The organism is Turicibacter sp. GALT-G1 (genome assembly GCF_025594995.1).
Taxonomy (GTDB): Bacteria; Bacillota_I; Bacilli_A; order MOL361; family Turicibacteraceae; genus Turicibacter; species Turicibacter bilis.
Genome location: NZ_JAMQUS010000078.1, coordinates 1 through 22,517, shown reverse-complemented (window position 1 = coordinate 22,517; position 22,517 = coordinate 1). Strand labels below are relative to the sequence as shown.

The 22,517-nt window shown below is 34.7% G+C and carries 21 protein-coding genes and 6 tRNA genes; 25 read left to right on the top strand and 2 right to left on the bottom strand.

From position 1 onward, the window contains the following. Positions 1-102: 102 nt before the first annotated feature. The 12 genes from NEH74_RS12450 to NEH74_RS12395 all read left to right on the top strand — a co-directional run bounded on the left by NEH74_RS12450 (position 103) and on the right by NEH74_RS12395 (position 10,224). On the top strand, positions 103-1,437 hold the full coding sequence (locus tag NEH74_RS12450; protein ID WP_055245305.1) for a CoA-disulfide reductase: 1,335 nt from the start codon (positions 103-105) through the stop codon (positions 1,435-1,437). 88 nt (positions 1,438-1,525) lie between these two features. Then, a complete protein-coding gene (locus tag NEH74_RS12445; protein WP_055245206.1) occupies positions 1,526-1,846 on the top strand; it encodes a hypothetical protein in 321 nt (106 codons plus the stop codon). A 116-nt stretch (positions 1,847-1,962) separates the two neighbouring features. Beyond that, positions 1,963-6,372, top strand: a complete 4,410-nt coding sequence (locus NEH74_RS12440) for an AAA domain-containing protein (protein WP_262941426.1) — start codon at positions 1,963-1,965, stop codon at positions 6,370-6,372. A gap of 141 nt (positions 6,373-6,513) precedes the next feature. After that, positions 6,514-6,590: transfer RNA gene (locus tag NEH74_RS12435), tRNA-Glu, on the top strand. Between the two features lie 130 nt (positions 6,591-6,720). Next, positions 6,721-6,796 (top strand) — tRNA-Thr (locus tag NEH74_RS12430). Positions 6,797-6,804: 8 nt separating this feature from the next. Further along, positions 6,805-6,880, top strand: a tRNA-Val gene (locus NEH74_RS12425). Positions 6,881-7,010: 130 nt separating this feature from the next. Next, positions 7,011-7,085 (top strand) — tRNA-Gln (locus tag NEH74_RS12420). Between the two features lie 5 nt (positions 7,086-7,090). Continuing rightward, a tRNA-Lys gene (locus tag NEH74_RS12415) sits at positions 7,091-7,166 on the top strand. Between the two features lie 62 nt (positions 7,167-7,228). Then, positions 7,229-7,312, top strand: a tRNA-Leu gene (locus tag NEH74_RS12410). A gap of 168 nt (positions 7,313-7,480) precedes the next feature. After that, a complete protein-coding gene (locus tag NEH74_RS12405) occupies positions 7,481-8,380 on the top strand; it encodes a cation diffusion facilitator family transporter (RefSeq protein ID WP_055245056.1) in 900 nt (299 codons plus the stop codon). A gap of 237 nt (positions 8,381-8,617) precedes the next feature. Continuing rightward, positions 8,618-9,673: a patatin-like phospholipase family protein gene (locus NEH74_RS12400; protein WP_055305860.1), complete on the top strand. Its 1,056-nt coding sequence runs from the start codon at positions 8,618-8,620 to the stop codon at positions 9,671-9,673. 368 nt (positions 9,674-10,041) lie between these two features. Continuing rightward, positions 10,042-10,224: a hypothetical protein gene (locus tag NEH74_RS12395; RefSeq protein ID WP_055245052.1), complete on the top strand. Its 183-nt coding sequence runs from the start codon at positions 10,042-10,044 to the stop codon at positions 10,222-10,224. A gap of 317 nt (positions 10,225-10,541) precedes the next feature. Here NEH74_RS12395 and NEH74_RS12390 read toward each other — a convergent pair whose 3' ends face one another. Continuing rightward, positions 10,542-11,903 (bottom strand): sodium-dependent transporter, encoded by a 1,362-nt coding sequence (locus NEH74_RS12390; RefSeq protein ID WP_262941425.1) that lies wholly within the window; start codon positions 11,901-11,903, stop codon positions 10,542-10,544. Between the two features lie 316 nt (positions 11,904-12,219). Here NEH74_RS12390 and NEH74_RS12385 point away from each other — a divergent pair, with 316 nt between their 5' ends. The 10 genes from NEH74_RS12385 to NEH74_RS12340 all read left to right on the top strand — a co-directional run bounded on the left by NEH74_RS12385 (position 12,220) and on the right by NEH74_RS12340 (position 19,474). Then, positions 12,220-12,534 carry a DUF1540 domain-containing protein gene (locus tag NEH74_RS12385; RefSeq protein WP_055245049.1) on the top strand — a complete coding sequence of 105 codons (315 nt, stop codon included), beginning with the start codon at positions 12,220-12,222 and terminating at the stop codon, positions 12,532-12,534. Between the two features lie 101 nt (positions 12,535-12,635). Continuing rightward, a complete protein-coding gene (locus NEH74_RS12380; RefSeq protein ID WP_055245048.1) occupies positions 12,636-13,337 on the top strand; it encodes a 5'-nucleotidase in 702 nt (233 codons plus the stop codon). A 417-nt stretch (positions 13,338-13,754) separates the two neighbouring features. Then, positions 13,755-14,741 carry a 5'-nucleotidase gene (locus tag NEH74_RS12375; protein WP_055274736.1) on the top strand — a complete coding sequence of 329 codons (987 nt, stop codon included), beginning with the start codon at positions 13,755-13,757 and terminating at the stop codon, positions 14,739-14,741. 32 nt (positions 14,742-14,773) lie between these two features. Further along, complete coding sequence (locus NEH74_RS12370) at positions 14,774-15,031, top strand: zinc ribbon domain-containing protein (protein WP_055245044.1); 258 nt, start codon at positions 14,774-14,776, stop codon at positions 15,029-15,031. A gap of 278 nt (positions 15,032-15,309) precedes the next feature. After that, on the top strand, positions 15,310-15,738 hold the full coding sequence (locus tag NEH74_RS12365) for a helix-turn-helix domain-containing protein (RefSeq protein ID WP_055275027.1): 429 nt from the start codon (positions 15,310-15,312) through the stop codon (positions 15,736-15,738). A gap of 115 nt (positions 15,739-15,853) precedes the next feature. Continuing rightward, positions 15,854-16,828, top strand: coding sequence for an aldo/keto reductase family oxidoreductase (locus NEH74_RS12360; protein WP_055274737.1), 975 nt, complete (start codon positions 15,854-15,856; stop codon positions 16,826-16,828). 106 nt (positions 16,829-16,934) lie between these two features. Beyond that, the gene (locus NEH74_RS12355; protein ID WP_055305862.1) at positions 16,935-17,738 is read left to right on the top strand and encodes a hypothetical protein; all 804 of its coding nucleotides are present in this window, start codon (positions 16,935-16,937) and stop codon (positions 17,736-17,738) included. Positions 17,739-18,020: 282 nt separating this feature from the next. Then, positions 18,021-18,524 (top strand): ATP:cob(I)alamin adenosyltransferase, encoded by a 504-nt coding sequence (locus tag NEH74_RS12350; protein ID WP_055274740.1) that lies wholly within the window; start codon positions 18,021-18,023, stop codon positions 18,522-18,524. 12 nt (positions 18,525-18,536) lie between these two features. After that, on the top strand, positions 18,537-18,980 hold the full coding sequence (locus NEH74_RS12345) for a DUF4430 domain-containing protein (RefSeq protein WP_055245177.1): 444 nt from the start codon (positions 18,537-18,539) through the stop codon (positions 18,978-18,980). Positions 18,981-18,982: 2 nt separating this feature from the next. Then, positions 18,983-19,474 carry a hypothetical protein gene (locus NEH74_RS12340; RefSeq protein WP_055245175.1) on the top strand — a complete coding sequence of 164 codons (492 nt, stop codon included), beginning with the start codon at positions 18,983-18,985 and terminating at the stop codon, positions 19,472-19,474. Positions 19,475-19,512: 38 nt separating this feature from the next. On the opposite strand, the gene NEH74_RS12335 is transcribed toward NEH74_RS12340, so the two are convergent. Continuing rightward, positions 19,513-20,331 (bottom strand): site-2 protease family protein, encoded by an 819-nt coding sequence (locus NEH74_RS12335; protein ID WP_055305863.1) that lies wholly within the window; start codon positions 20,329-20,331, stop codon positions 19,513-19,515. A gap of 477 nt (positions 20,332-20,808) precedes the next feature. Between NEH74_RS12335 and NEH74_RS12330 the strand changes: the two genes are divergently transcribed. The 3 genes from NEH74_RS12330 to tnpB form a co-directional block, all read left to right on the top strand. Continuing rightward, a complete protein-coding gene (locus tag NEH74_RS12330) occupies positions 20,809-21,966 on the top strand; it encodes a YecA family protein (protein ID WP_055305864.1) in 1,158 nt (385 codons plus the stop codon). Between the two features lie 163 nt (positions 21,967-22,129). Beyond that, positions 22,130-22,324 carry a hypothetical protein gene (locus NEH74_RS12325; RefSeq protein ID WP_055276830.1) on the top strand — a complete coding sequence of 65 codons (195 nt, stop codon included), beginning with the start codon at positions 22,130-22,132 and terminating at the stop codon, positions 22,322-22,324. A gap of 74 nt (positions 22,325-22,398) precedes the next feature. Next, a partial coding sequence (gene tnpB, locus NEH74_RS13735) for an IS66 family insertion sequence element accessory protein TnpB (protein WP_411040614.1) occupies positions 22,399-22,517 on the top strand: 119 nt, incomplete at its 3' end.

The window sequence follows — 22,517 nt, the reverse complement described above, 5'->3', positions numbered from 1 at the left end:
CCAATATGATTATTAACATCCTTCGGGGTGTTTTTTTTTGCTACATTTCATATGGATAGATTATAAGCTATGATGAAATTTTCTAACCTAAGGAGGTTTATTATGAAAGTAATTATTGTAGGTGGTGTTGCTGCAGGAATGAGTGCAGCAGCCAAATTAAAACGTGCCAATAAAGAAGCACAAATCACAGTATATGAAAAGTCTAGACATGTTTCATTTGGTGCATGTGGTTTACCGTATTTTGTTGGAAACTTCTTTGAAGATTCACAAAAGATGATTGCTAGAACGGTTGAACAATTTAATGCATCTGGAATTACAGTTAATATTGAACATGAAGTACTTAATGTGGATACCGATAATAAATGTATCACGGTTAAAAATTTATTAACTGGTGAGACATTCACAGATACATATGATAAGTTAATGATTGCTACTGGTGCTAGTGCGATTATTCCTCCAATCAATAATGTGGATTTAAAACATGTGTATACGTTAAAGAGCATGGAGGATGGAGAAGCTTTAAAACATGCTATGCAAAATGAAGCATTAAAACGTGTAGCAATTGTTGGAGCCGGGTTTATTGGATTAGAAGTAGTCGAAGCTGCTAAACAATATGGAAAAGAGGTTCATGTTTTCCAATTAAATGATCGTGTTTTAGTGGATACATTTGATAAAGAAATTACAGATTTATTAGAAGAAGAGTTACGTACACATGATGTTCACTTACATTTATCACAAACGGTTACTGAGTTAGTGGGAGATCAGGCAGTCACTCAAATTAAAACAAATGATGAAACATTTGACGTTGATATTGTTGTTTTAACGGCTGGTGTTCGTCCAAATACGAGCTTCTTAAAAGATACTAAAATTGAGATGTTACGTAATGGTGCGTTAGTGATTGATCATGAAGGTCGTACTTCTATTGAAGATATTTATGCTGCTGGTGATTGTGCAAGTATTAATCATATTTTAAAACCTGAACCTGCATATATTCCTTTAGCCACTGTCGCAAATAAAATGGGCCGTATTATTGGTGAAAACTTAGCAGGTGCTCATCATACATTCAATGGATCTTTAGCTTCAGCTTGTTTAAAAGTGATGAATTTAGAGGCTGGGCGTACAGGATTATCTGAACAAGAAGCCATGAATCTAGGAATTAATTATAAGACTGTATTCATTACAGATATGAATCAAACGTCTTATTATCCAGGGCAATCAAAAATTAATGTTAAATTAATCTATAATGCTGACACAAAAGTTATCTTAGGTGGACAAATTGTTGGACGTAAAGATGCTGTTCAACGTGTTAACGTCTTAGCTACAGCTATTTTTGCTGGGTTAACCACTGATCAATTAGCGATGTTAGATTTATGCTATGCACCACCATTCGCAAGAACATGGGATGTTTTAAATATTGCAGGTAGCGTGGCAAAATAATTTAAAAGGGGTGGTTCGTGAGAATGCCCCTTTTTTGTGTCGTTTTTTGGTCTTTTTAATATAATAGTTAGTAGGAGGAGGGATTATTATGGAAAAGAATAATATTACTCCTATTAGTTGTTATAGTGATTCTTTAGTTTATGAAGAACTTAATAAGGAAGAGTTAAAGGAAGCTGGCGTTGTGATTGATTATGTGGGTGATGAGGTTGTAGATTGTGATATATATAAAGATTATGATAATAAGAAACGTAGATCGTGGTTCAAGTATTTAATGTTTCTTTTTCTAGTTCTTTCTTTTTTAATAATTGTTGTGATAGGAAGTATGCGTCTTTCAACGAAGGATCATGGTGTTATGGAACAGCTACAAGGGGTATATATGGTAAATGAAGGTTCTAAAAATGGTGTCTAGTCTTTGACTGGTCACCTTTTTTAGATTTTGTCGGAATATGTATGTATATATAGGTGCGGAGATTGTTGCTTTTCGTGATATAATGAAGAAAAGTGTGAGTTAAAGGAGTGAAAATTTTGGACAAGAAGGTAAAGCAGTTATTTGAATATCTATTAGCACTCCGCCATTTAACAAGTCAACCGATTCGTGAGTTGAAGCAGTATGAAAAGTCTTGGATGCTAGATGAGTTACCACTTGGGGATGGATGTTTTTTAGGAGGAGATGGTGTTGATGCAGATGCTTATCTTGAGGTGCACCAACAAGTCTTTAAAAATGATTATCCAATTTTTGATCATAAATTAGGGAGAATTTTTGAATTATTACAATTTGACTATACTAAGGATGGAAGTGTGATTTGCTCGGGTGTTGAATTAGAAGAAATTATGAATCAAAACTGGGAACAGCTTCAAAAAAAGGTGAGTCATGTTCATCAGGGGAAGATTGAGTTAACGCAATGGGAAAGATTTTTAATCCAACATTCTGAGATGTTTATTGAGGTTAATGAAGCGCTCGACAAAATGAAAGATTTACCGCTTCATATGAAGTATTGTTTAAAGATGTATGAGACGTGGATTGAAGAGTGGAAAGAATGGGCTCTTAATCAAAAGCGTAAACGCCAGATTCAAAAAATGTATGATTACTTTTTCCAACTGAGACAGATGATGAAATCAGAAGAGCAATCTCTTGAAATTATGATGGGAATTGGTGTGTTATCTTATCAATTAAAATATCCAATTCATCACCCGATGCTCGTTATGAAATTGGAGTTAGATTTTGATGCCGAAAGAGGTGTGGCGAAGTTATTGCCGAGCACGAGAGGATATCAATTAGATTTAGAAGTTTTAGCCGGTGTTGAGTTTGCGAATCAGCAGGAAATCATGCAACTGAAGGAAGCTGTGTCTGGATCGATGATCTCTCCGTTTGATATTGAGGAGTCGGAGGGAATTTTACGTCAATTGATTCATTATATGCATCCAAATGGATTGTATTTAGGAAAAGATGAGGTAGAACCTGTTAGTAAGTTTCCAATGGTTAAGCAACAGAGTGTGATTTTCATTCGAAAGCGTTCAGAAGCCTTATTAAAAGAGGATTTACAGTCGACGATTGAGTATCTTGAAGAAGGTGGAAGAATTCCAAAAACGATTCAAGCAATTATTGATGTAGATGGATTGAGGCAATCACAGGATGAATTAAAGGATTGGGTAGGCATTGGAGAACAATTATTATTTCCACTTCCTGCGAATGAAGAGCAAAAGGATATTGCTAGACGTTTAGCAAATAATGTTGCCGTAACAGTACAAGGCCCTCCAGGAACCGGGAAAAGTCATACGATTGTTAATTTGATTGCTCATTTATTAGCGCATGGAAAGCGTGTATTGGTGACAAGTGAGAAAGATAAGGCATTACGTGTGTTAATTGATAAGTTACCGGAAGAAATTCAATCGTTGTGTGTGTCGTTTTTAGGTGGAGATCGTCAATCACTTGCGCAGATTGAGCAATCAATTCGAATGATTTCTGAAGGATTAGCGACCTATGATACAAAGCTTTTAGATAAAGAGATTCAAGTGTTGAGTCGCCAGTTAGATATGGTACGACGCCAGATGAGTATTACAAAGAATAATATTGTTCGTTTCAAGGAATTAGATTCAAAAGGTCAAGTTTGGAAGGATAAGATTTGTCAACCTTATGAGATGGCGCAATTAGTGGCAGAACAGGTGGACCGATTTGGCTGGGTTAAGGATAAAGTCTCAATGGATGCAGTGTCTCCACTAACTGAAGATCAGTTTGTGACGTTGTGGGAGTTAAAAGGGATGCTTCCTGCACAGCATAAAGATTTAGCTCAATTAAAGTTACCAGCGTTAAGTCGTTTAATGAGCGTTGAGGAGTATCGCAAGTTATTAAGTGAAGAGCAGTGTTACTCGACGCGAATTCAAGAGCTTAAGTTGATGCCAAAGCTATACGAGTTTGAAGAGAATCGTACGTTTATTGATGAACTTGGACGTCAACTAGAACCATTATGTCAAAAGCTTGAGAAGCTACAAGATCCACTGGAACAACGGATACTTGAGGAATGCTTGTTAAATGAAGAACGATCATTGATTTGGGAGACTGTCTTTAATCGTCTAAAAGATATCATTATGAAAGTCAATGAAATAGAAGTATTGATTGTTAATGATGTGGTTGAGTGTGATTACTATGATCATCCAAAGTATGAAAGTATCATTACTTCTTTGAAAGAACGTCTTCAAGCGGGTAAAGGGATTGGAGGACTTTATTTAACATTTAATTCTGATATTCGTGCCTTTTATGAAAATACGCGTATTAATGGTCAAAAACTTTCAACGTTAGATGATTTAAATCGCATTGAATCCCAAAGACAAAAGCTCGAATTGTTAGCTAAGTTTGCAAAGATTTGGAATAAGAATATGGCACCTAATGGTGGTGAGTTTATTGATGGTAATGAAAGTCAGGTATTGTTTGCTCATAATCAAAAGATGAAGCAATTTAGTATTATTATGGAATGCCTTGAAGAAATTCAGCAATTAAATGACTTTTTATCACCAATTGTTCAAGGGTATAAAAAAATTGGTTATGAAAATTTATCTGATTTAAAGGCGTTATCTTATTCGATTGAATTGACGCAAAATAAAATAAGACAAAAAGGGTGGCAAGAGGTTTATCAAGTTCTTTTAAGTAAATATAAGCCACTACTTATCGGTGAACAACTTCATTCAGTTGGTCAGGAGCTTTATAATGCTTTAGTGAATAAAGATTTAGAGTTATTTGCTGAAATATTAGGAAAAATCCAGTCATTAAATCAGATTAAAGAGCAATATCAAGTCTTTTATGGATTGCTTCATGAACTAAAGGTGGCGATGCCGTTATTTGCGAATGAGTTAGTGAATACAATTGGTATGGTGGAGCTGATGCCTGGAAGTTTGGCTGAGATTTTTGATTATGCGAAGTTAACGACTTTTTTAGATTCACTTGAAGATTGGAAAAATGGTGAGCTTGAATTAAAAATGCAGATGCTTGAAAAAGAAGAGATCTCATTGATTAAGCAATTAATTTTTAAAATGACGTGGAAGAATCAGTTAGATCGTGTGACGCCTGAAGAGGACCGTGCGCTTCAAACATGGATGCAGAAGATGAATCGAATTGGAAAAGGAACGGGACGACAGGCCCAGAAGTTTAGACGTGAGGCTCGTGTTGAGATGGAGAAGTGCCAAAGTGCCATTCCAGTTTGGATTATGCCGGTCAAAGAGGCCATTGAGAATTTTAAGGTGAATCCTGATTTATTTGATGTGGTTATTATTGATGAAAGTAGCCAGTGTAATGTGTTAAGTTTACCGATTTTAATGCGTGGAAAAAAGGTGGTTATTGTTGGAGATGATCAGCAGATTAGTCCAATGATGCCGGGGATTTCTGAGGCGTCAGTTAAAGATTTGATGAGTCGATATTTGTATAATATTGAAAATGGGAATTCATATGATTTCCAAACGTCTCTTTATGATATTGCTTGCCGCGTCTTTTCAAGTAAAGGAAAGCTCATGTTAAAGGAACATTTCCGTTGTGTACCTGAAATTATCGGATTCTCAAATGAGTTAGCTTATCATAATGAGATGATTCCGCTTAAATTACCCGTTTTATCTGAACAGTTTAATCCTGCTGTGATGGCAATTTATGTTGAAGATGGTGCTCGGGATGAGAAGAAGACGAATTTAAATGAGGCGAAGCGAATTGTTTCTGATATTAAAGCTTGTATTGAAAATCCGATATATGATGGAAAAAGCATGGGTGTGATTTCTTTACTTGGTGCTGAGCAAGCGAAGTTAATTCAGAAACTCTTATTAGATGCGGTTGGGGAGAAGGTCATGGTTGAGCGTCAGATTATTTGTGGCGATGCTTATTCGTTCCAAGGAGATGAGCGTGATGTGATGTTCTTATCTTTAGTTATCGCACCTAATATGCGTTACAATGCATTAAATAAGAAGATGTACACGCAACGTTTTAATGTTGCAGCTAGTCGTGCGAAGTGTCAGATGCGTCTATATCATTCGGTTTCTATTAGCGAGTTATCAGCGGAAGATTTACGTTATGAATTATTAGCTTATTGTCAAAATCCAAAACCGATGTATGAGTTAGTAAGTCATGAGTGTGAAACGTTGCTAGAACGTGATGTGATGAAAGCTATTGAAGCTCGTGGTTATGTTGTGAAGTCCAAGGTGTCCATTGGAAAGTATCAAATGGATTTAGTGGTTGAAGGAGAGCGTCAACGTTTAGCAATTGAGTGTGACGGCGATACGTTCTATGGGGTTGAAAAGATTGAACAAGATCTTGAGCGTCAAGGCGTGCTTGAACGTGCTGGATGGCATTTTATCCATATTCGTGGAAGTATCTTTTATCGAAATCAAGAACTTGCACTTCAACCTGTTTTTGAAAAACTTAAAGAGCTCGGAATTGAAGGTGAAAAAAATCTATCGTAAGATAGATTTTTTTTGTATAAAGCGATGATTTTTGCTCATAGTATAAAAAGAGAAAAATTTCGGCAAAAAGTTTGAATAATTTGTTGACACAATTCGACAGGCGTGATATTATATATGTGTACCAAGCCGAACGAAAGAAAAGGCCCGTTGGTGAAGCGGTTTAACACACATGCCTTTCACGCATGCATACACGGGTTCGAATCCCGTACGGGTCACCATTAAAAGAAAAGCAAAAATGAGCGTTTATAACACGCTGAAAGTGGAAAGAACAATGAAATAACTAGAGGTTATGAATTGTTATTGAACTTTACAAGTGTTATGCGAGTGTTGCTAGACAATGTAAAAAAAGCCGGAATAGCTCAATTGGTAGAGCAACTGACTTGTAATCAGTAGGTTGCGGGTTCAAGTCCTGTTTCCGGCACCATAAAATATGGAGGATTAGCTCAGCTGGGAGAGCATCTGCCTTACAAGCAGAGGGTCGGCGGTTCGAGCCCGTCATCCTCCACCATAACAAGAAAAGCATAAGCGAGCGTTTATAACACGCTGAAAGTGAAAAGAATGATAAAATAACTAAAAGTTATGAATCATTATTGAACTTTACAAGTGTTATGCGAGTGTTGCTAGACAATAAGAAACAATGGGCTATAGCCAAGCGGTAAGGCAACGGACTTTGACTCCGTCATGCGCTGGTTCGAATCCAGCTAGCCCAGCCAATGATGTCCTGCTAGCTCAGTTGGTAGAGCATCTGACTTTTAATCAGAGGGTCAGAGGTTCGAGTCCTCTGCAGGACACCATTTTTTTTATTTTATACTTGTTTTTTAGTGAAAAGATGATATAATAAAAAAGTAATCAAATTGCGGGTGTGGCGGAATTGGCAGACGCGCTAGATTTAGGCTCTAGTACCTTTGGTGTGCAGGTTCAACTCCTGTCACCCGCACCATTTAATATCATGAAGGATATCCTCACTGGGATGTCTTTTTTGTTGTTTTTTAATTAGATATAGTTGCCTAAAAGAACGTTTTTATATTAGTATCCATTTTTTTTATGCGTAATTTTTCATTTACTTTAATATAATAGAATATAAAATCATAAAGAAAGTTGTGAAAGAATGGATAGGCGCTTAGAAGAGAAGAGAGAACGAATAGCTTTGAAAATTTCTTTAGGAGCAGGGGTTTTATTTGTATTAGCGGAGCTTCTGATGGCTATTCTGTCAAAGTCGCAAGCTGTTTTAATGGATTCAATTTATGATGCATCAGAGTTGATGATGATCTTATTTTCATTAAAGCTTGTTCCACTACTTTATAAGCCAGTCAGTGAAAAACAACCTTATGGTTATTCGCAAGTTGAATCGTTGTTTATTGCGATTAAAGGGTTTGTGTTAGCTTCTGTGACAGTGGCACTTGTCGTAAACAATGTACAGTTGATGTTTCATGGGGGGCGTGATATTCAGTTTACGCAAATTGCTTATTTTGAGTTGTTTGCAACAGGTTTGAGTGTGATTGTAATCTTAATATTGAGGCGCTTAAATCGAGATTCAAATTCCCCTATTTTGAAAACAGAAATGATGGAGTGGTCCATTGATGCGATTGCAAGTTTTGGGATGTCAGTTGCTTTTTTGGTTCCTACATTTGTTAGTCATCCTTGGTTCGATGCTTTGTTGCCTTATTTAGATCAAATCATTGCGATTTTTTTGTCGTGTTTTATTTTACCGTTACCAATTCGTGCCGTTTTAACAGCGATGAGAGATATTTTTTTAATGGCTCCTGAAGAGGAAACAATGGTATTAATTAAAGACAAATGTGAACCCATTCTAAAGTCGTATCATTTGCATGAAACAACGTATGATGTAGTGCGCACAGGCAGAAAGATTTGGATTTCTATTTATGTACTTCCTAATGATGATTATGTATCGGTTAGGTTGTATTCTAAAGTTCAGGATTTATTAGAAGAGGCATTACAAAATGATTTTTCTGATTTTTATATCGAATTATTACCTGATATTTTATAAGGGACTAGTTGCTAGTCTCTTTTTTGTATATTTGACAATCACTTACTATGCCTGTGGTTCAGAAAGCTATTAGTATGCTATTAAAAATAAAAATCCTTCTAAGATGAAAAGATAAGGCCAGTTTTTCGCCTATCCAGTTTAATAAAGGATATAAATAGTCAGGCACATCTGATATGGAATGATTAATTATTATATTGTATATATGCTCATATATTAATTAGTAGGAGGGGGATAGAGATGAAAAGGAAAATTCGAGTGCTATCGATTGATGGAGGTGGAATACGCGGAATTATTCCAGCTAAAATTATGATAAAGATAGAAGAGTTGTTGCAAGAGTATAGTCAAAATCCCAATACAAGAATTAGTGATTATTTTGATTTGATTGCTGGAACGAGTACAGGAAGTATCTTAGCAGGCTTGTATCTTTGTCCAGATGGTTTTGGGAGTACTCATTCAAAATATAGTGCTAAAGAGGTATTAGATTTATACTTAGCTCATGGAGGTGAAATGTTTGAACGCTCATGGAAAACGCAACTGATAGATTATTTTGGATTAACGAGTCCTTTATATAAGGCTGAAAAGCTTGAAAAGATGTTAGCTGATTATTTTGGTGACTTACGGTTAGAAGATTTGGTGAAACCCTGTTTGTTTCCAGCGTATGATGTGGAACATGGGGAAGCCATTTTTTTTAATCAGATGAATGCTTATCGAGAGGTTGATAAAAATTTTTTAGTTCGAGAGGTGATTCGGGCTTCAACAGCAGCTCCTACCTATTTTCCGGTTGCTAAGTTAAATAATCAGTCTAAAGAAGAGTCATACTCCTTAATTGATGGAGGAATGTTTGCGAATAATCCTGCGTTATGCGCTTATGTTGAAGCTTGTAAGTTTCCTTTTCAACCGTCGCCAGATGATATTATGATTTTGTCATTAGGGACAGGTTCTAAAGGTAAAACGTATCCGTATGAATCATCTAAAAGATGGGGAAAAGTGAGATGGGTGGTCCCTGTCATTGATATTTATGGTTCAGCAGGTTCTCAAACTGTTGATCACCAATTAAAAGTCCTGTATCGGTGTCAGCATATTCGGGATCAGTATTTTAGAATTGAACCAGATTTAAGTCAATTTGATGTCAGTCCTCTTATGGATAATGTCAGTACAAAAAATATAAAAGCATTGGAAGCAGTTGGTGAAAAAATGGTAGAAGAACATTGGGATAAAATAAAAGCTTTTACTCGTAAATTGTATATTAGTCAAATTGGATGTCAGCCAGATGAGTTTTATCGCATGAAATAATCGGATATTTTTTTGAGAAAGATAGTGTTTGGAGGATGAGTGATTCTATCGGATTTATCAAGAGGGGTAATTGATACAGTAAATAATCTAATTAAGATTTATTTGAATGAGCATCAATTAGCTAAGATTTTAATCAATATTTTTAATAATTTTATAGAGCGAGGTTGTTAGAGCTGACAACTTTCTTTTTGTGTTTTTAGGATTGGCAGAGTGGAATGTTTAACTATGAAATGAAGGTATTAAGGGAGGAATCTATGAATTTCTTTATGTCTTATTATGAGGTAAATGGTGCTCTACTTTAAGTCGTAGATTGGACGGTCGATATATTAATTAATGATTAATTATTAATCCGTGAAATATTACAGAGAATGAAGATACCTGAGGTAGTTGATATAAGTTATCAGATTCTGAGCGCATTATTACGAGATTTAGAGGTTGATGAAGATGGATTCGCAACCATTTTAGTAACATTTAAAAATACCTCATCAGAAAGTTTTGTTGGAGGAGTTTTGGAAGTTAGAACAATTAAAGCTTGTTGTTACTGTTCATGAATAACATAAAAAGAGAAAGCCAAAACTTTCTCTTTTTTATGTTATTCATCTTCAAATAAAATCATTTGACGTATTTTTTTAGTAAATGAGGAGAATAATATAGATGAATTTTGAAAAAATAGATATAGATTAGTAAGTTTTAAAAGTTGAACTAATTGATGATTATTCATGTTCATTGACCTCCTCATATGAATTGAATCACTGTTTTCATAATTATTATGAACGGAAAATGTCAAAGTATATTGAAAGATTAATGTTAGATATATGAAATAATGCATAAAAAAACTGTTTCATCATGAAACAGTTTTTAGAATTGCTTAGCTAAATAAGGCTTGGATTCCAGTTAAGAATACGATAGCAATAGCGACAGGTGCAACAAATTTTGTTACTGTGATGTAAGCCATTGTATTTTTAATTGATTTTGATCCTTGTTGTAATTCATCTTCAATGTCAGATTTTTTCATGATAAATCCTAAGAAAATCATGATTAATAATCCACCAATTGGAAGTAATACGTTAGCTGATAATAAATCCATCCAATCAAATAATGTATGCCCATTGAAGACTAAAGCTGAATCTGGTATTTGTGATAAAGCACAGAATGTTGAGATTACAATAACTGCTAATGTTGTTAATCCCATTGCTTTACGACGGTTAACTTTTAATTCTTCCGTAACGTAAGCGATGATAACTTCGAAGATTGAGACAACTGAAGTTAAAGCTGCAATAAATAATAATAAGAAGAATAACGCACCGAAGATAACTCCGCCAGGCATTTGTAAGAAGACGTTTGGTAAAGTAATGAAGACTAAACCAGGTCCGGCTGTTGGATCAATACCAAATGCGAATACAGCTGGGAAGATGGCTAGTCCAGCAAGTAAAGCAATCATTGTATCTGCTGCTGCAATTGAGAAAGTTACGGATGTTAAGTTTTCTTTTTTACTAATGTAAGAACCGTATGTTAACATCGTCCCCATTCCAACACTTAGTGAGAAGAATGAGTGCCCTAAAGCATCTAAAACAGCCTTCATTGATAATTCACTGAAATCTGGTTTTAATAAGAACTGAATTCCTTCACCTGCTCCCGGTAATGTGATAGCACGAATAACTAATAAAGCGATAATTCCAACAAGTCCAGGCATTAATATTTTAGTGTATTTCTCAATTCCATCTTTGATCCCACCAAATAAAATAGCAAGTGATAAGATAATGAAAATCACTGTATAAATGATTGGGGTTGAACTTGATGAGAAGTTATTAAAAGTGTCAGTAATTTGTGCTGCTGACATTCCAGCAAATGAATTAGTGACGGTTAAAATGAAATAATGGATGGTATATCCTGCAATGACTGTATAGAACCCTAAAATCATGAAGGCACTAATAATTCCCATCCATCCAATTGCTGACCATTTCGTGTTGGGTGCAATCTTTTTAAATGAACGAACCGCGTTGGCCTGACCTCGGCGTCCAATAATGAACTCAGCCAATAAAACGGGAATCCCTACTGCTAAAATTGAAATTAAATAAACTAAAATAAAGGCTGATCCACCGTTTTCTCCGACGATGTACGGAAACTTCCAAATGTTTCCTAGACCAACTGCTGAACCTGCAGCAGCTGCGATTACTCCGAAACGTGAACTAAATCCGTCACGTTTCGCAGTTGTTGCTTGTTGACTCATATTCAATTCCTCCTACTGTTCTACCAAGCATTTAACTTTTTTGTTAAATGCTTCTACCTATACTTCTTTTATAACTTTCTAAACCTACCTACCTACAAAACGTTCAAATAAGGTCTAACTTATAAAAGTGACTTTATTTTAACATGCAATTTTTGATTTGAAAAGTAAAATGATTATAGAAATAAAAAAAGTCAAATTTTAAGTGAAAAAATCGTTCTGTATCAATTTTATCTTCATGAAAGGAGAATATTTTGTATCAATAAAGGGGAAAATACATGAGGTAAACTATATAGTTGCCACAAACGGAGGTTGTATTATGTCAATCAAATGCGGTGCACATAATTGTGTACATAATGATAATAATGGAAATTGCTATGCTGGAGTTGTCAATGTTCGAGGAACACATGCATTAACAACAGATGAAACATTATGTAAAAGCTTTGCTGATCAAGATTTAAAAGCAGATGCCGAATTTGCGACAGAATTTAATGCTGCACCTAAGAAAGCAGGTGTTAATAATATTAAATGTAGTGCTTGTCATTGTAAACATAATGATCATCAAAAATGTTATGCTGAAGACGTTCAAATTAATCATGTGACAGCTAGCTGCGAAACATTTGAACAACATTAAAAAGAGGGCTTCTATAGAGAAGCCTTTTTTCTTTAAGGGAAGTTCTAAATGATAGAGGAATCTTCATATACTGTCATACATATGTTAGGGGAGCGAATTAGATGGAGATGTTGAAGATTGGAGTAGATTTAGGTGCTGTATTTCAGATGAATGAAGTATGTGAGGGAACTTATGTAAAGGGAGTTTTATTTTCTTTTTTACAACAATTAATGAAATTCAATCATCAAATTGTTGAAATCTTCATTTTTTCAGCAGATAATCCATCTATTTCCCCGATGGTTTTTGAAAGCTTATCTGTTCACCAATTAAATATTGATCAAGTTATTTTTACAGGAGGCGAGTCATTAATCTCTTATTTACAGGCATTAGAAGTGGAAGTATATTTCTCTGCTGATGAGTTTATGGTTGCAAAAGCGCAAGCAGTGGGAATTTTAGCAGGTGTAATCTCGAATCAAGTCCCGCTTTCAACCTTAAGTATTGCCTTTGATCATCGTTTGTTTTTAGATCAGGTCACTTATAGTGGTCTTGGAAAGTGGATTCCACTATTAGGTTATATTCAACAACAAGATAAACAATCTTTATCGATTGAACTAATGACGACCCGTTCATATAGTGTGGATCGTTGGATAAAGGAGTTGTTTAAAGACTCTCAATGTAAGATTAATGCAGTTTGTTTTATCGCCTCTGGAAAGGGCGCTGATTTAATGGAGTTATATAACGTTCATATTTATTTTGAAGGAGAGCAGCGGGAACAACTATCACCCCTTCCAAACTCTGAATGTATTTTAAATATTGATTTTTGAAGGAAGCATGCTTTAGAAGGTAGCATATCATTTTTTGAATGGAAGATTAGAAAGCATAGGTGAGGCGTGACGTTATCATGAGTCACTTGATGAACATTGTTTAATATTGATGATCTTATCAAGTGACTTAATTTATGAATTTATATGGGGGCTTTTAGGAATAATTTATTTAGTATTCAAGGTGAATTTTTGGTTGCTTTATCTATTTAATACGATTAACGTTCATTGTTGATTAATTTCAAAGAAAGGTGTTAACATTAATTATATTATTTTAGAAGGGGATTTTAGAGTAAACAACAGCTTTTTTATATTAGACATCAGTTGACTTATATTGATAAAATGGGAAAAAATATATATAATGAGTGTATAAAGTTATCCACAGATAATATTAAATATGAGTGTAAGAGGTGAGTAAAGGTGGCATATGATTTAAGCGATAAGTTAGTGGTGGCAATTTCAAGTCGTGCTTTATTTGATCTTGAACATGAAAATCAAATTTTTGAGAACAATGGAATTGAAGCATATACACGTTATCAAATTGAGCATGAGAATACTGTCTTACCAAAGGGGACAGCTTTTCCGTTAGTTGAAGCTTTACTAAGCTTAAATGAGAAGTTTGAGGAGCCAATTGTGGAGGTCATTATTTTATCAAGTAATAGTCCAGAGACAGGATTGCGTGTTTTTAATAGTATCTCAGAATATGGATTAGATATTGTTCGAGCAGCCTTTACGGGTGGGGAGGCTAAACACCCTTATTTAGAGGCATTTAATATTGATCTATTTTTATCTCGTAATGAAAAAGAAGTTCAAGATGCGATTGATCAAGGAGTTGCAGCCGCTCTCGTTTATGATGCACCTCGTGATTATCATCCAAACCAAAAAGAAATCCGTATTGCTTTTGATGCAGATGCGGTTGTGTTCTCTGATGAATCTGAATTAATTTATAAACAAGAAGGATTAGAGGCTTTCTATGAAAACGAAAATGCAAATGCTGAAAATGCAATGAATGAAGGGCCATTTGCGAAATTATTGAAGACACTTTCTAAAATTAAAGAAAAAGATGATTCACTACTAAAAATTGCGATTGTGACGGCGAGAAATTCACCGGCTCATAAACGTGTTATTTTAACGCTACGCAAATGGGGATGTAAAATAGATGAGATGTTCTTCTTAGGGGGCGTTGCCAAGGATAAAGTTTTAAAAGCCTTTAATGCACATATTTTCTTTGATGATCAAGATTATCATGTAGGTCCTGCTTCACAATTGATTCCCTCAGGGCGAGTCCCTTATAAATCGGATTCTAAGTTACATCAATTTCAACAACATCAAGTTGAGCAACAACCGGAATATCATGAAAATCACGAACATTATGAACATCATGAACATCATGGCGAACAATCCTAGTAGTAATTTCATCAAGAAGGAAGTGAATTAAAATGGAGAAAGTTTGTCAAAGCTGTGGCTTACCATTAAATGAACGTATTTTAGGGAACGAAAATAATGGAACCTTCTCTCAAGAATATTGTTATTTATGTTATCGTAATGGGAAATTTATTCTTCCCAATTTAACAATGGATGAAATGAAACAACAAATTTCAAAAATAGTGAATCAATCGCTAGAGAATAAATTTCAAAAGTGGTTAACGAAAAAGGTACTTTGTTTACAATTAAAAACGTTAAAACGTTGGAAATAGTTAAAAGGTTAAAATCTATTCTGGATTTTAACCTTTTTTGAATAAGAAAAAAATGAACTGTCAACTTATTTATTGTGTTAATTTTATATTTTTTCTGGACACAACTCTTCAAAAATGGAAAAAATTAGTTTATAATGTTTTGTAATTAGTGCTAATCAAGAGGAGTTTTTATCTTAATTCAAGGAAGCGTAAGTCGTCCGGTTATTAGATTACATTCATGTGAGTGAATGAAGAAGTGAACTAAGAATGGAGAGTGAATGGAGAAGGGGAGTGAGGCTATGAAAAGAGTTTGTCAGAAATGTTTACATGAGTTAGAGGTCAAGACGACATCAATACAGTCTGGATTTGGAAACTTAAAGTTACATATTGAGGGGATTACCGTTTATGTTTGTCCTTGCTGTGGTGATACAACGCTAGAGTCGACTGATGTACTCGTTCTTCAAAAGCTAAGTGAAACGCTTAGTGAATCTGGAGCGAAAAAACGGACACAATCATTAGTGACAAAAGAAGACGATCGTGAAATTTTAACGCTTTCGGAAGTGGCTTCGTTATTAAGAGTTAGTCATCAAACCATTTATAATATGATTAAAGATGGCCGTTTAAAAGGCCATAAAGTCGGCCGTGAATGGCGATTTATCAAAAAAGATATTGATGCCTATATTTTATCAGAACAAAAACAATCATTTGATGATTTATTAAAGGTATAATTGAGGAAATTAGAGCAATAAAAGTGACAGGTGTGAAAACGTCTGTCATTTTTGTTTAATAGTCATTTGATATAGGATATAATGGATGTTAAGTTGATGAGGAAAGGGGTTTATTATGAAGAGAATACAATTAGGAAAAAGTGATTTAATGGTCTCACAAATTGCTTTAGGATGTATGGGATTAGGTGGAGAATGGGATGCTAAGATACCGCTAACAAAATCAGATGAAGTGGCAGCTATAAAAGCAGTTGAGGCGGCATTAGAACAAGGGATTAATTTCTTTGATCATGCTGATATTTATAAGGGTGGAAAAGCCGAAGCAGTATTTTCTTCGATTTGGGATGCCAAATTAGTAGACCGTGAATCAATTTTTATCCAATCTAAATGTGGGATTCGTTTAATGAATGATTTGTATGAAGGATCGGCTCCGCATTATGACTTTAGTTATGAACATATTATGCATTCTGTTGATGGTATTTTAAGTCGTTTAAAGGTTGATTATTTAGATAGTTTATTATTACATCGACCAGATACCTTAATGGAGCCAGAAGAGGTAGCTAAAGCTTTTTCTAAATTAAAAGAAAGTGGGAAGGTTCGTTATTTTGGAGTTAGTAATCATAATGGCGCACAAATTGACTTCTTACAGTCTTATTTAGATGAACCGTTAGTTGCCAATCAGATGGAACTGTCGTTATTACAATCTAATCTAATTGATGAAGGATTGAATGTCAATTCACTAGTGAATCCGTTAGATTATCGAAGTCAAGGAACACTGGAATATTGTCGTCATCATCAAATCACGTTGCAAGCCTGGTCACCGCTAGCAGGTGGTTCTTTAACAAAAGAGGAAGTGTCATCAGAACATGAAGAGATGATTAAACTCATTCAGTTGTATGCTAATGAATATGGAGTGAGTCGTGAAGCGATTATGGTCGCTTGGCTATTGCGTCATCCTGCACAAATTCAGCCGATTGTTGGAACGAAGACGCCTACTCGCTTACAGGCGATTTGTGAAGCGATGAAGGTGACATTAACACGAGAACAGTGGTATCGATTATATAACAGTGGTTTAGGAAAAAAATTATTATAAGGTAGCAAGAGCGAATCGCTCTTGCTTTTTTTATTAGGGCAGGGGGTATAACTTTATCTATTTGAGTTCATTTTAATAGTAGAAAAGTCAAAAGGGATGAAGATAGATGAAACAGAAAAAATTTAGATTATTGTTATTACTTGTAGCCATGTTAGGCCTCTGTGGTTGTCAGATGGAGGTACCAGATGGAAAAGTGGACCGACATTACGTTGGTGTTGGAGAAATTGAGTTTATTGATGCATCTGTTGAACAAGAAGAAGGTAGTGATTTAGCTATCTATCAAACAAGAATAAAAAATAATTCTAAGCATACGATTAAAGGATTAACGATTGAGGTAGAGTTAGAAAATGGTCGTCATACGACCATTGTGACGCAAGATACATTACAGCCAAATGATATAAGCGGGTGGATTCGTTGTGTTGGACCAAGTAGTTTACAGATAGATGATCTTAAAATGACCCGCTTTACGATTAAAATGGTTGATGATAATTACCAAGAGACCGTTGTGACCTACGATGTTGGACGGGATTTTTATACTTACAATCAATTAACTAAACAAGAAATGATTGATCCATTAATTAAAGTAGAAGAGATTGAGTTTGTGAAGCCTACGTTACTGAAAAAAGAGAATGACGAGGTCGTGTTACAGACGTATTTAAGAAATAATTCAGATTATAATCTCCAAAGTGTGATGTATACGTTTGAAGATGAAGACGGAGAAACTTATACATTATATAGTCCATTAGAAATTGAAAGTCAGCATCAAAGTTCACTTTTAACAACATCTAGTTTACCGAGTACTAATTGGGATGATTATCAATTTAAGAGTGTAAACTATACCTATCTGGATCAGGAGACCCTTGTTTATATGATGTATGATGTCCGTTTAAAGCAATATTTTATCAAATAAAAAAACACTGAATATTTTCAGTGTTTTTTTACTGCTTTATTCAAGGAAGAATCTATTGTGATGTTAAGACACCGACGTCTCTTATCACATGATTAGAAGATATGAAAGTGTACCATTTTTATTATGGTTTATTTTATTAATAAGAATACGAGATTTTAAAAAATTCTTTTATCTTTCATAGTTGTTAGTTTTTAATGGTTTCGTTATAATGGGATAGCAACTAACAGAGAGAAGTGGAATAATATTGAAAGCCATGCATAAAACGTAGGGAGAGATAAAATCATGAGTCAAAATTGGGATTTAATTGCGTATCCTTTTTTAAACGAAAAAGGCCGTTTAGTGGACCATGAAGTGTTAACCGATACATTATCATCAACACTTGGAATGATTTGTTCTTTGTCCATCCCACTTAAGGAAGAGACATGGTGGTTAATGGAGATGGTCTTACATTTAAATGGATCGATTCGAGGTCGCTTAGCCGTCAGTGAGGAGGACCTGAACAAAGGGTTAGACATGCTTCATACGTTAAAGGAAAAAAATAAGGAACGTCTGAATCGTTTTGTTTATCCGACAGGGCATGAAGTTTCTTCTTGGTATCATATTGCAAGATGTCAAGCGAAGCAAGTTGTTCGTAATTTATATTTATTAGAGCAAGACGGGCTAGATGTTCCGCAGTTGGTCATTGATTTTGCTAATTTGATTGCTAATTTATTATTTGCTTTCTCTGTTGAAGTGAATGCTGTATTTGAAGTTGATGAAGTTGAGTTTATCTCAAAATCGTATTAAGGAGGAGTTTTCATGAAATTGAATGTGAAAAAGGCATTAATCGCATTGGTAGCGATTGTAGCCGTTGTCGTGATTGGATTTACTATTTCACCGATGAACAAACAAGAGGGAGATAAATCCATTACGATTACGATCTTAAATGATGAGACCAAAGAAACGTTATTAGAGAATAAAGTATTAAAAACAGATGCTGATTCTTTAGGTGACGTTTTAGTACAGTATAAAGACGAGTTACAGCTAGAAGCAGAAGAGTCTGAGTATGGGCTGTATATTACTGGATTTTTAGGATTAAGTGCAAAGGAAAATGGAGCAACAGGCCCTTGGTGGATGTATAGTTATGAATCACCTTCTCAAGGATTAGAGATGCCAATTGGACAAGCACCAGGTGTTGATAGCTTAATGATTCACGATGGAGATATGGTAACATTCAGTTATACAAGTAACATGGGTTGGTAAGAATGAGTGTGAAAGAAATGACAAGAGTGTCGCTATTGGCGACACTCTTATTTATCATTTATAGCTGTGGTTCAATGGTCATGTATGTCGAACTCTTTAATTTCACTGTGCTATTGTATAGTGTGACGCTTCCGAAGAAACATGCTTTTTTGACTGTATTATTATTTTGTTTATTACTATTGATGGTTTATGGGATTCAACTATGGACACTTATGTACTTACTTGTCTTTCCTAGTTATACATTGCTTTATCACGTGTTTGGGAAACGATTTAAATCTGAATACTCTTTAGCAGTTTTAGGGTTTATTTTAGCCTTTTTATGTGGAACATTAATTGATTTACCTTTTATGATGCTGAGTGGAATGACATGGAAAGCACTTTGGATTCGTTTGTTACTTGGTTTTCAAGTGTCACTTGGAAATGGATTAAGCACATTTTTAGCGACGTTATTTTTATATCCACCACTTTCAAAAGTGATTAAAAAGATGAGTTGAAAATTAAAAGGTCTGATGCTAATTAGTGGCTCAGACCTTTATTTATTAAGTTTAAAATGCTGAATAATTGAAGTGAGAAGTCGTTTAATCAAAATTGTTCCGATAATGATGAGTGCCCACTTAATCATGACTTGGGTGGAGAGATGGTTTTGCGTGAGGTAGAGATGAATTTCATTGATGATTGGTAAGCAGGCGATAGTGATGAGTAGAATACCTACGAGTTGGTTGATGCTTGTTTTGATTAAATTGAGTTGTTTGGCTGAGATACCGATTTTATATAATAATGGATCAGTATAGAGTGATACCATTTGGCCGCCGTCAAAGAATGGGATGGGGAGAAGGTTAAAGAGAAAGAGTAATAGATTCATAAAAATGAAGATGAAGAGAATAAATTTTATGGTTGTAAATTGGTTGGCGATGAGCTCTAGCGAATCGGTCATACCTACTTGTGGAGTTACCATATCGTTAAAGGAAAATAGGGTGAAAAGGGTTTGAATAAAGTTGAAAATCATTTCATTAAAGGCCATAAAACCATTTAAAAGCGAGGTTTCAAAATAGAAAGTTGTGGCCAAAATAGCAGCAAGATAGTTGAAGGTGACACCTGATCCTAAAATGATAACTTGCTTATATCGAGAGAGCTTTAATTCTTGACTTTGTGGATAGATGGTGACCCCACCCCCAGGAATAATGTTAAAGGTAAAGGTCGTATATTTTGTTTTGAAGGAGATAATTTTAAATCCCATGCCTGTAATAACGTCAGTGGCTTTAACACCAAAGAAATAGGCAGATGAATAATGCCCCATTTCATGAATAAAAATACTAATGTAGGCAATTAGAATATACCAAAAAATCGCCATCATATCCCCCCTTGTTTGCATTAACCGAATTGATACAATATATGCAATTAAATTTAAAATATAAGTGTTGAATATGAAACATTGGGGGGAGAAAGTCTAGCGATTAAGAAAGATCATTTTTTAGTTGGATATCATATATTGGAATAATTTGTAAGGGAAGTCAAAATAAATTTGAAAAATTAGGAAAAAATAGCTCCCAATAGTTCATAAGTGTGTATAACATTTCAAAAAAATATAACAAAGCCATTTATTTCACTCCTTTTTTTTTGTATAATACGAATAGTTTGCATTTTTAACGGAGAATTTATAAGCTAAAAAATATATTTTTCTACATTTTTCGTGGTTAATTCGTGGAAAAGCAACAAAATGTGAGTGAAATGTAGAGGCGTTTTATATTATTTTCTTTTGCAATTTGAATTATTATATGGTACAGTATAAATTTCGAGTTGACTTTTCTTTTGTAAGGTGGGATTACTGATGCAAAATATGAATGATATTATTAAAGAATCGATGATTGCCAATGCGATTAAATGTAATTATGATGAGAGTTTTGAAACAATTTTAAATAAATTAAAGAAACCTGAATTAAAAGCAATCGTTGATGCACATGGTTTAAAAGGATGTTCATCATTAGCTAAAGGTGGATTAATTGAACGTATCAAATCAACATTAGCAGATTCAGCTCGCTTAGAGTATATTCTTTGTGGATTAGATGACGTCATGATGAGTGATTTTGTAATGCTCGCAAATGAAACGTATGTATCTGTTGATCAAGTCATGAGCGGATGCGTTCATATTTTATATAGCCTAGGATATGTTTTACCAGTTATGAATGGTAAAGAGGTTGTTTATGTAATGCCAGAAGTGGTAAAAGAGGCTTACCAAGCAATTGATCAAGTAGCTTTAGAAGAGGCTAAAGTTCGAGTTGATTTAGTTTACTTATATATGAAGGCGCTAGTAAATTTATATGGAGTTTGTGAGTTCAATCAGTTAATTTCAGTGTTCAATCAATATGAAGGACCAGAATTAACAGCAGAAGAAGCATTAAACGTGTTATTCTGTAAACTAACATTCAAAGGTGATGTTCAATCATTCGGTCCATTATTAGTAAGCGATGTATTATTAATTGATTCAGAGATGGATGCTGTTGCGTTATATGATATGCAACAAGATAAACCTTATTACATGCCAACGAAAGAAGAGGTTATGCAATTTGGTACAGATCAAGGGGAGTGGACACCTCAATTAGAACAAGTTTGCAAATTCATTTCTGAAAATATTTGTGATGATGTAAATGTGGCACGTGAAATTGCACATGAAATGGCTGTTGCCTTCACTTATAAATATCAAGCGAAATTAGCTTTTATGGCACTTGAAAGTCGTGGAATTGAAATTGAATCATACAATGTTGGACAAGCATTAATGATTTTATTAATGGATGCTTTTAACTATGCACGCACATGGGAAAGCAAAGGATTCCGTCAAGTGGATCAAGAAGCTACTTCATCAAATGACGCACAATCTAATCAAGTCGTTGTCCCAATGATTAATCCAATGAAATCAACAAAAGTTGGACGTAATGAACCATGCCCATGTCAAAGCGGTAAAAAATACAAAAAATGTTGTGGACGTTAATATCGAAAAAACACCAGTAGAGCCTTTTGCTCATTGGTGTTTTTTTGTAGGTCTTATGTGGATGACTTAGAATTAAGGTAAGCGGGTAATATAAACCTGTCTATTTTGACCTCCAACTTTGAGCTAAAATTAAGCTATCAAAGAAAAGGAGGTCAATTTTTTTATGAAAGAGAATCCAATCATTGTTCCCGTTCAGCTAGATCAATCGAATTTGGTTGAAGCACATCGTACTAAAACTCAAGGCTCTATCCCTTCCTGTCAGCTTAAAATGAATGGAGCTGAAGCGACGTTTTATAATGGAGTTGATAAACATATCTTACATGCCGTTTTAGCGGAGATGTCTAAACATGCTCGTTAATTTCTCGAATGTTCAAAACATATTCATTCCCTACCAGTGGAGGAGATATTTACTTCGTAAATGGTAGGTGACCCATCGTTTGTGGTCACACTGATATGCGCTGTGGCATTGATGGACTAGCAGGTATCATTACGAACAAGTATAATCTTGATTTATTTAACGATGCCCTTTTCCTATTTTGTGGACGAAAAAA